Here is a 9,363-nt window from a genome sequence, read left to right as displayed (position 1 = left end):
GCAACCATTGGAATCGCGGTGCGACCAGACGGAGAACCGTCACAGGTGCACCAAAGGGCTGCCCCGCCATAATCCATCCGGCAATCACCGACCAACCCTCAGAAGCGTTGCCCCGAACCAGTTGCGCGGAAATCCGCGCTAAACGTCGCAGCAGTGCGAGTAGCTCCCGCCTGTACTCACGATTCTCGTCATCGATGTTGACCTCGACTTCTAGCTCGAGAATCGCTAAGTAGCTTTCGAGGTCTTGCCAGTCACCGTCACTGAGCTTGCTGCCGCCGCCGGCTCGGCTGGGCGTTCTGGCTGCTCGTCGTGTTGCCGACCGCGCGGCGGGAACGGGCCGCCCGGGCGGCACTGTCCGGCCCCGGGCTGGCGGTGGCCACCACCAGCCGCCCGGCCGCCGACCGGCCGGCAGACGCCGTTTGGGCGCCGTTGGCCACCGATGACGTCCGGATCCGGCTAGCCGAGCTGGCCGGCTGGCCCCGTCCGATCGACTCGGTCGCCCGGCTCGCCGCCGCCCGGGACGAGTCCTGGGATCCGCCGCGGGACTGGTGGCGCCGCCCGTCCCGGCTGCCCGGCCCGCCCTTGCCATCCGGGCCGGATCGAGCGTTCATGGACGATCCAGCCGAACGGGGAGGGTGAGGGCGATGCGCTGCGTGATCTACCTGCGGGTCTCCCGCGAGCAGGCCGAGAAAGGCGAAGGCGAGGAAGGCTTCTCGCTACCCGCCCAACGGGAGGCTTGCCTGCGCCACATCCGCGACCACGGCTGGACCGTGGTCGACGAGTACTCCGACCGCGGCGAGTCCGCCCGCTCCGCCGACCGGCCGCAGCTGCAGGCGCTGCTCGACCGGGTCACCCACGACCGGGACCTTGACGCCGTCGTCGTGCACAAGGTCGACCGGCTGGCCCGCAACATGGAAGATCACGTCGCCATCCGCTGCTGCGCCGCCGCGGCGTCGCCCTGGTCAACGTCACCGAGAACATCGAAGAGACCGCCTCCGGCCGGCTGGTCGAAGGCATCCACGCGCTGATGGCCGAGTTCTACTCGGCGAACCTGGCCGCCGAGGTCCGCAAGGGCATGGGCCAGAAGGCCAAGCAGGGTGGCTACCCGCACGCCGCCCCGCTCGGCTACCGCAACGTGCGGGAGACCATCGCCGGCCGGCGGATCTGCCGGATGGAGATCGACCCCGACCGGGCGCCCCTCGTCAAGCTCGCGTTCGAGCTCTACCTGACCGGCGAGTACACCCTGGACAGCCTCGTCGACGAGCTGGCCCGCCGCGGGCTGCGCAACCTTGGCCGCCGCGACTACCCGCCCAAGCCGCTCGGGGTCACCGGCGTCGCGCACCTGCTGGCGAACAAGGCCTACGCCGGCATCGTCGAATGGGACGGCGTCGAAGACGCCGGGCAGCGCGAGCCGCTGATCGACCGCGACACCTTCCGCCGCGTCCAAGCGCTGCTCGCCGCCCGCGCGGTGCGCGGCATCCGCAACCGCAAGTACAACCACTACCGCAAGGGCCTGCTCGGCTGCGCCGTCTGCGCCCGGGCGCTGTCGATCCAGGTCAGCAAGGGCACCTACATCTACTTCTACTGCCTCGGCCAGAAAGGCAGCCGCGCCCCGACCGGCTTCCGGGAGGCCTACGTCCCCGCGGACCGGCTGGAAACCGAGATCATCAACCTCTACCGCCAAGTCGAGCTACCACCCGCCTGGGTCGACCGGCTCCGCGCGGATCTGCAAACCGAGATCACGCACCGCCAGCACGACCGCGCCGCTCAGCGCGAGTTCGCAACCCGCGCCCTCGCCGAAGCCGAAGCCGAACGGCGCAAGATCCTCGACGCCTACTACGCCAACGCCATCGACCTGACCGTGCTCAAGCGCGAACAGGAACGCGTCGGCGCCGACATCGACCGCATCCAAGCCCAGCTCGCCGACCTCGACGCCAGCCTCACCGCATGGCAGGAGATCCTCGACCTCGCCATCCGCTTCGCCGGCAACTGCGCCACCGCCTACTCCAGCGCGGAGGAACGCACCCGGCGGCTGTTCAACAACGCCGTCTTCGAGACAATCACCGTCGCGGCCGCCGGATCCACGCCGTGGAGTACCGGCCACCGTTCGACGACCTGTTCGCTACGTCCGAGTTCGAATACGGACGTTGTGTAGCCCCGACCGGATTCGAACCGGCGCTACCGCCTTGAGAGGGCGGCGTCCTAGGCCGCTAGACAACGGGGCCGTGACCATAAACAGCGACCGGCGCTCTGCCGGCCTCCGCTGGGGTACCAGGACTCGAACCTAGACTAACGGGGCCAGAACCCGTCGGGCTGCCAATTACCCCATACCCCATGGAGTTCGGGCCCCGCCGGGAGCCCTGCCCGGCCATGATACCCCCCTCAAGTTGATCATCCGGCTCGCTCGCCACCCCGTGCCAGCTCGAGTGCGCTCTCCAATCGGCCCAGCACGCGGTCCCGACCGAGCAGCGCGAGCGAGTCGAACAGGGGCGGCCCGGTTCGGTGACCGACGACCGCGACGTAAAGCGGGGGGAAGGCCGTCTTCGTCTTGAGCTCCGCCACGTCCAGACCAGCCCGAAGGGCAGCGTTGATCCGAGGTTCTACCCAATCGTCGACCTTGTCGAGCACCACTAGAGCAGCCTGCAAAGCCGGGACGGCCTCCGGAATCAGCATGGCTGCGACGTCATCCGGATCGCGAACGAACTCCGCCTCCTCGACCAGCAAGAAGGCGAGCATGGGCACTGCGTCCACTAGGCGGCGGATCCTGGTTTGGATGAGTCGCACCCCCGCTTTGAGCGTCGCCGACGTGGCGGCCGTGGAAGCCTCCGTCAGAAGCCCCGCGTCGCTCAGAACCATAAGTACGCGGCGATGCAGCTCGTCCTCCGGCAGCTCGCGGATCTTCTCCGCGTTGATCGCTTCCAGCTTCTTCAGGTCGAACCGGGCAGGATTGCGGTTGACCCGACCGACCTCGAACCCGGCCCGCATTTCGGTCAGGTTGAATAGCTCACGATCGTCGCCGGGCGACCAACCCAGCAGAGCTAGGTAGTTGCACATGGCTTCCGGCAAGAAGCCCTCCCGCCGGTACCAGGCGATGGATACCACCCCGTTGCGCTTGGACAGCCGTTGGCCGTCTGGTCCCAGCACCATGGGCAGGTGCCCAAACCTCGGCCAGCGCTCGGGCGGTATCCCCATCGCCCGGTAGACGGCCACTTGCCTAGGGGTGGAGGAGAGTAGGTCCTCGCCTCGCACGATGTGGGTGATCCGCATCAGAACGTCGTCAACCGCCACCGCGAGGGTGTACAGCGGATGACCATCGGCCCGAACCAGAACGAAGTCGGGGACGGTGGCGTTGTCGAAGCTGACCTCGCCCCGAACCAGGTCGTCGAAGCTGGTCGTGCCCGCTTGCATCCGGAGCCGGATCGCAGGTAGACGACCCTCGGCACGGTACTGATCGATCTGGCCCTCGGTTAGAGATCGGCAATGACCGTCGTAACCAGGAGGGCGACCGGCAGCCTTGGACCGCGCGGCCACTTCCTCCTGGCTGCAGTAGCAGCTATAGGCACTGCCTTCGCCGAGGAAACGATCCGTCCATTCGCGGTAGATCCCGTAGCGCTCGCTCTGTCGGTACGGGCCGTCAGGTCCCCCGACTTCGACCCCCTCGTCCCAGTCCAAGCCCAGCCAGTGCATGGTGTCGATCGCCGCGGCACAGGCCTCATCGCTGGATCGGCTGCGGTCGGTATCCTCCAGCCGGAAGATGAGGCGGCCATCGAGATGTCGGACGAAGGCCCAGTTGTACAAGGCCGTACGAATGTTGCCCACGTGCAGATCGCCGGTTGGGGACGGTGCGAAACGGGCCCGGACCTCGTCAGCCATCCGCAGTCACCCGGTTGGTCAGGGTGCCGATGCCCTCGATGGTTACCGACACTTCGTCACCGGCATTCATCGGCCCCACGCCAGCGGGTGTCCCGGTCAACACGACGTCACCGGGCAGCAAAGTCATGACCGAGCTGATGTAGGCGATCAGCGCCGCGACCGGATGCACCAAATCCGACGTGTTTCCGCGCTGTCGACGCTCCCCGTTGAGGTCGGTGGAGATTGCCACTGCACTCGGATCGAGACCGGTTTCTATCCACGGCCCAAGCGGACAGAAGGTGTCATGTCCCTTGGCTCGGGACCATTGCCCATCGCTCTGCTGCTGGTCACGTGCCGTGACGTCATTCGCGCACGTGTACCCGAGCACGGCGGCCAACGCATCCCGCTCGGGTACCCGGCGGGAGAGCCGACCGATCACCGCTGCAAGCTCCCCTTCGAAATCGACCCTTTGCGACGCAGCGGGATAGACGATCGCGTCGCCGGGTCCGATCACCGCGGTCGACGGCTTGAGGAAGATCAGCGGCTCCGCGGGTGCCTCACCGCCCATTTCGGCCGCATGCTCAGCGTAGTTCTTGCCCACCGCCACGATCTTCGACGGGATGACCGGCGCGAGGAGTCGTACCTCTGCGACGGGAAGCCGCTCACCGCTGAACTCGAATGCGGAGAAAGGGTGCCCCGCGATAACCGCAAGAACCGCGGCTTCGCCGTCGCCCTCGACGACGCCGAACCCGACGTCCGCCCCTGCTGAGTACCGCGCGATCCGCACGATGAGCGAGGGTATCGGTTGGCTGTGCCGTGATCCCCGCCACCTCGGGCGACGCCGGGGTTACCGCCTAGTAAGTTCGAGATCCGACATTTGCGGGAGGTATCGCGTGCGCAAGTTCGTGGGTTTTGCCGGGTTAGCCCTCGTCGCGGTATCGGTGGCTGCCGTCGGTCCGGCCGGTGCCGCCGCGGACTTCACCCCGAATCCCACCTACCAGGCCGACGATTCCGGTCGGGGTCAGATCATGTCGATCCTCCCGGCAGGAGAGAACGGTCTGGTCAACTCAGCCCAACTCCTGGCGTTCGAGTCCAGCGGGAGTCGGCCGGCCGGCAGTCAGGACCAGCTGACGAAGTACGCGAACCTTCTGTATGGCTACCCGAGCCTCTCCAACGCCCAGCTGCCCCAGTACTACGACGATGCCTCGTTCGGGGTGCGAGCCGCGGACATCGTCCGGACCGAGCAGCCAAGCCCGGACGTCGTGATCTATCGTGACCGCCACGACGTGCCGCACATCTACGGTCGGACACTGACCGGCACGGCGTTCGGTGCCGGATATGCAGCGGCCGAGGACCGGCTGTTCCTCATCGACGTGTTGCGGCACTACGGTGCCGGTGACCTCTCGGCGTTCCTCGGACCGTCGTGCAGCGATGAGCGGATGGACCACGACGAACTACTGTCCGCCCCGTACACCCAGCCGCAGGAGCAGGCGCAGATCGACGCAATCGCCGCATCCAACGGCATCGTCGGTACCGACCTCAAGTCCATGCTCACCGGCTACGTCGACGGTATCAACGCCTACATCGCTGCGACCCGCACCAATCCGGCGTTGCTCCCCGCGGACTACGCCGCTGCGGTAGGACCACCGCAACCCTGGATCCCGAGCGACGTCATATCGGTGGCCGCGCTCGTCGGCGGAATCTTCGGCAAGGGCGGCGGCAACGAGCTGGCTAACGCCCGCCTGCTCCAGTACCTCGAGAGCCATCTACACTCCGCCGCGGAAGCCAGGACGGCGTTCACCGACTTCCGGGAGCAGAACGACCCGAACGCGCCGACGACGATCGTCGACCGCAGCTTCCCCTACGAGATCCCTGGCAAGATCGACCCGGCCTTGACCGCCCTTCCGGATCCGAACACTCCGCTCACCGGTGGTCCAACCGACACGACGGCCAATTGCAACCTCACCGCGCCCAACCTGACCGCGATGAAGATCGTCGCCGCACTGCTCAGCTTCCCGAAGGCCATGAGCAACGCGCTCGTCGTCGCCGGCTCGCATACCGCGTCCGGCCATCCCATCGCCGTATTCGGCCCGCAGGTCGGCTATTTCGCACCGGAAATCCTCATGGAGGAGGACCTGCACGGTCCGGACTACGCGGCCGAGGGCGCCTCCTTCCCGGGGACGAATTTCGTCGTCGAGCTGGGGCGCGGCGTGGACTACGCCTGGTCGGCGACCTCGGCCGGCACGGACGTCGTGGATCAGCGGGTCGAGCTGGTGTGCAACCCGAACGGCGGGGCGGCCGGTCCGCACGGGACGTTCTACGAGTACAAGGGCCGCTGCCTGCCCATGACTCACGAGGTGTTCACCGAACTCGCGTTCCCGAAGCCCGGCGGCCTGGGGGCGCCGGTGGATCTCCGGCATGACATCTATCTGACCGTGCACGGGATAGTCCAGGGCTGGACGACGGTCGGCGGCAAACCGGTCGCCATCGTCACCCAGCGCAGCACGTACAACCACGAGGCCGACTCTGCGGTCGGCTTCTTTCGATGGAACTCACCTTCGTACACGACCAGCGCACAGACCTGGATGACCGGGGCGGAGCACATCGGCTACACGTTCAACTGGCTTTATGCCGACAGCCGGGATATCGCCTACTACGTCAGCGGCGCTGATCCAATCCGGCCAGCCGGAGTGGATCCGAGCCTCCCGACGTGGGGCACCGGCGGCGCGGATTGGAAAGGTTTCCTGTCCGACGCCGGCCACCCGCACGAGATCGATCCCCCGCAGGGTTTCTTCACCAGCTGGAACAACAAGCCGGCGCCGGAATTCTCCGCCGCTGACGACCAGTTCGGCTATGGGCCGATCTACCGAGTCATGTCCCTGACCACTGCCATCAAGCAGCAGTTCGCGCTCCACAACAACAAGATCACCCGAGCCAACCTCGTACAGGCGATGGAGGATGCCGCAACGGTCGACCTGTCCGGACGCCGGGTGCTACCCGAACTTCTCGGCTACCTCGCCTCGCCGGGAGCCGGAACCCAAACCCAGGAGCTGTCGGAACTGTCCGCGTGGCTCGCGGCGGGAGCGCACCGGCGGAGAGCCGCCCACGGCGACGCGCAGTATGTCGACGCGTCGGCCGTCGCGCTCATGGACGAGCTGTACCCCACGCTGATCGAGGCGATCTTCGACCCGATCCTCAAGGCCGGGGGCGTCGAGGACGTCAACGGGCTGCCCTACCGATACAGCGTGCTGCCCTTGGACTTTGCAAACACACCGGGCGGGTCCAACGTCGGTAGCGCCTACGACGGGGGCTGGGAAGGCTACCTCGTCAAGGTGCTCCGCCAACTTCGAGGCGAGCCAGTCGCCCAGCCGTTCGGCCCCGAAATCATGACCAGGATCTGCGGCGGGGGTGCGGCAAGCTGCCGGGCCGCTATCGATGGCGCCCTGTCGGCAACGTACTCCGCGATGGTCAGCGCGAACGGCTCGCCGACGGTCGCCTCCTGGACCAGGTCCACCGCAAGTGAGCAGGCCGGGGTCAGCCAGCCGGTCTACGACTCGATCCACTACACCGCGGTGGGCATCGTGGGCCAGCCCGCCCAGGATTGGCAGAACCGGCCCACCTTTCAGCAGGTGATCGAGTTCCCAGGCAGCGGGCCGTCGGGTGCCGCGAGGGCGCGGATCGGAGCGGTGAGTTCGTCTTCGGCATCGCTGCCGGCCACCGGGGAAGGTCTCGGGCTGCCGCTCGCGGCCGCCGGTGCGTTGGCCCTGGCCGGGCTCGCGGCCACCACCCGTCGACGGCAGCGGGCCGGCTAGGCCCGCGCGGCGAGGGACAAGCCGTAGTTGTACGCGTCCTCCAGAGCCTGCCAGGAGGCGGCGATCACGTTCTCGTCGACACCGACCGTCCCCCACTCCCGAACACCGTTCCCGGTCTCGACGAGGACCCGGGTCACGGCGCCCGTGTCGTGACGGCCCTCGACGATACGGACCTTGAAGTCGACCAGGTGGAACTCCGCCAACACCGGGTACAGCTGCCCCAGGGCCAGCCGCAGGGCGTTATCCAGGGCGTTCACCGGGCCGTTGCCCTCGCCGGTGGCGACGATCCGTTCCCCGTTCGCCCGAAGCTTGACGGTGGCCTCGCTCGCCACCGCTCCATCGGCGCGGCGCTCGACGATGACCCGCCATGACTCGAGATCGAAGTAGCTCGGCCGCTGGCCGGTCAGCTCCTCGTGGAGCATGAGCTCGAATGAGGCCTCGGCTGCTTCGAACGTGAACCCCACCGATTCGAGATCCTTGACCCGCTCGATGATCCGGATCACCGTGTCCCGATCCAGGTCGAGTCCGAGCTCCCGGCCTTTGAGCTCGACCGTGGCCCGACCGGCGAGTTCGGAGACGAGAAGGCGCAACTCGTTGCCGACACTCGATGGATCGACGTGCTGATAGAGGTCCGGCGCCACCTTCACCGCGGAGACGTGCAGGCCGGCCTTGTGAGCAAATGCGCTGGCCCCTACGTAGGGTTGGTGCGGATCCGGCGCGATGTTCGCAACCTCGGCGATCGCATGACTGACCCGCCCAAGTTCGGCGAGCCGACCCGAGGGCAGCACCCGGCGTCCGGTTTTCAGTTCCAGTCCGGCGACCACGGCGAACAGGTCCGCGTTGCCGCACCGCTCTCCGTATCCGTTGGCGGTGCCCTGCACGTGAGTGGCTCCGGCCTCGACGGCAGCCAACGAATTCGCCACCGCACAGGCGGCGTCGTTGTGAGCATGGATCCCCACCCGGAGACCGTCGTCCGCGACCTTCTGGACGACCTCGGCGAGCCGCTGCGGGAGATTCCCGCCGTTGGTGTCGCAGAGCACGACCACGTCGGCGCCCGCCTCGGCCGCGACCCGGCACACCTGCAGCGCGTAGCCGGGATTGTCGGTATACCCGTCGAAGAAGTGCTCGGCGTCGACGAACACCCGTCGACCCTCCGCCCTGAGGTGACTCACTGTGTCCCGCACCATCTCCAGGTTCTCTTCAAGCGTGGTCCGCAGGGCCTTCTCGACATGTCGGTCATGCGCCTTGGCCACAAGGGTCACGACCTGGGTCCCCGAGTCCCGCAACGCGGCCACCTGCGGGTCGTCGGCGGCCCGAACACCGGGGCGCCGGGTGGCTCCGAACGCGGCGAGAACGGCGGTTGACAGGTCGAGCTCCTTGGGGGCCCGGCGGAAGAATTCCGCGTCCTTCGGATTGGAGCCGGGCCAGCCCCCCTCGATGAACCCGACCCCGAGTTCGTCGAGGTACCGGGCGATGGCCAGCTTGTCGTGGACCGAAAGCGATAACCCCTCCCGTTGGGCGCCGTCGCGCAGGGTCGTGTCATAGACGTGGAACTCGTCAGGCTGGACCGGCATGGTCAGTTCCCTCCAACAAAAAAACCCCGCGTGCCAGAGACACGGGGGTCGCGCGCAGGCCGATGCTCAGCCAGCGCGCCTACCGATAATCGAGATCGAGCTCACACCACGACGTTAGCACGAGG

The 9,363-nt window shown here is 67.3% G+C and carries 7 protein-coding genes and 2 tRNA genes; 4 read left to right on the top strand and 5 right to left on the bottom strand.

Annotation, left to right across the window (positions count from 1 at the left end; genetic code table 11):
* The first annotated feature begins 309 nt into the window (after positions 1 to 309).
* The 3 genes from VNG13_14830 to VNG13_14820 are packed head-to-tail and all read left to right on the top strand — an operon-like array spanning position 310 to position 2,155.
* Positions 310 to 639, top strand: coding sequence for a hypothetical protein (locus VNG13_14830; GenBank protein HVA61789.1), 330 nt, complete (start codon positions 310 to 312; stop codon positions 637 to 639).
* A gap of 5 nt (positions 640 to 644) precedes the next feature.
* Complete coding sequence (locus tag VNG13_14825; GenBank protein HVA61788.1) at positions 645 to 1,028, top strand: recombinase family protein; 384 nt, start codon at positions 645 to 647, stop codon at positions 1,026 to 1,028.
* Positions 935 to 2,155, top strand: a complete 1,221-nt coding sequence (locus tag VNG13_14820) for a recombinase family protein (protein ID HVA61787.1) — start codon at positions 935 to 937, stop codon at positions 2,153 to 2,155. The genes VNG13_14825 and VNG13_14820 overlap by 94 nt, the downstream gene beginning before the upstream one ends.
* Here VNG13_14820 and VNG13_14815 read toward each other — a convergent pair.
* The 4 genes from VNG13_14815 to VNG13_14800 form a co-directional block, all read right to left on the bottom strand.
* A tRNA-Glu gene (locus VNG13_14815) sits at positions 2,153 to 2,225 on the bottom strand. The two genes, VNG13_14820 and VNG13_14815, sit on opposite strands and share 3 nt — an antisense overlap.
* 38 nt (positions 2,226 to 2,263) lie before the next feature.
* Positions 2,264 to 2,335, bottom strand: a tRNA-Gln gene (locus VNG13_14810).
* Between the two features lie 56 nt (positions 2,336 to 2,391).
* Positions 2,392 to 3,873 (bottom strand): glutamate--tRNA ligase, encoded by a 1,482-nt coding sequence (gene gltX / locus VNG13_14805; GenBank protein HVA61786.1) that lies wholly within the window; start codon positions 3,871 to 3,873, stop codon positions 2,392 to 2,394.
* Positions 3,866 to 4,639: a fumarylacetoacetate hydrolase family protein gene (locus VNG13_14800; GenBank protein ID HVA61785.1), complete on the bottom strand. Its 774-nt coding sequence runs from the start codon at positions 4,637 to 4,639 to the stop codon at positions 3,866 to 3,868. The genes gltX and VNG13_14800 overlap by 8 nt, the downstream gene beginning before the upstream one ends.
* Positions 4,640 to 4,745: 106 nt before the next feature.
* Here VNG13_14800 and VNG13_14795 point away from each other — a divergent pair, with 106 nt between their 5' ends.
* Positions 4,746 to 7,664 (top strand): penicillin acylase family protein, encoded by a 2,919-nt coding sequence (locus tag VNG13_14795; GenBank protein ID HVA61784.1) that lies wholly within the window; start codon positions 4,746 to 4,748, stop codon positions 7,662 to 7,664.
* Here the strand turns inward: VNG13_14795 and cimA are convergent.
* Positions 7,661 to 9,238: a citramalate synthase gene (gene cimA, locus VNG13_14790; GenBank protein HVA61783.1), complete on the bottom strand. Its 1,578-nt coding sequence runs from the start codon at positions 9,236 to 9,238 to the stop codon at positions 7,661 to 7,663. The two genes, VNG13_14795 and cimA, sit on opposite strands and share 4 nt — an antisense overlap.
* Positions 9,239 to 9,363 lie beyond the last annotated feature (125 nt).

The organism is Mycobacteriales bacterium, from assembly GCA_035533475.1.
Lineage (GTDB): Bacteria > Actinomycetota > Actinomycetes > DATLTS01 > DATLTS01 > DATLTS01.
This window is presented reverse-complemented; position numbering and strand designations above follow the sequence as displayed.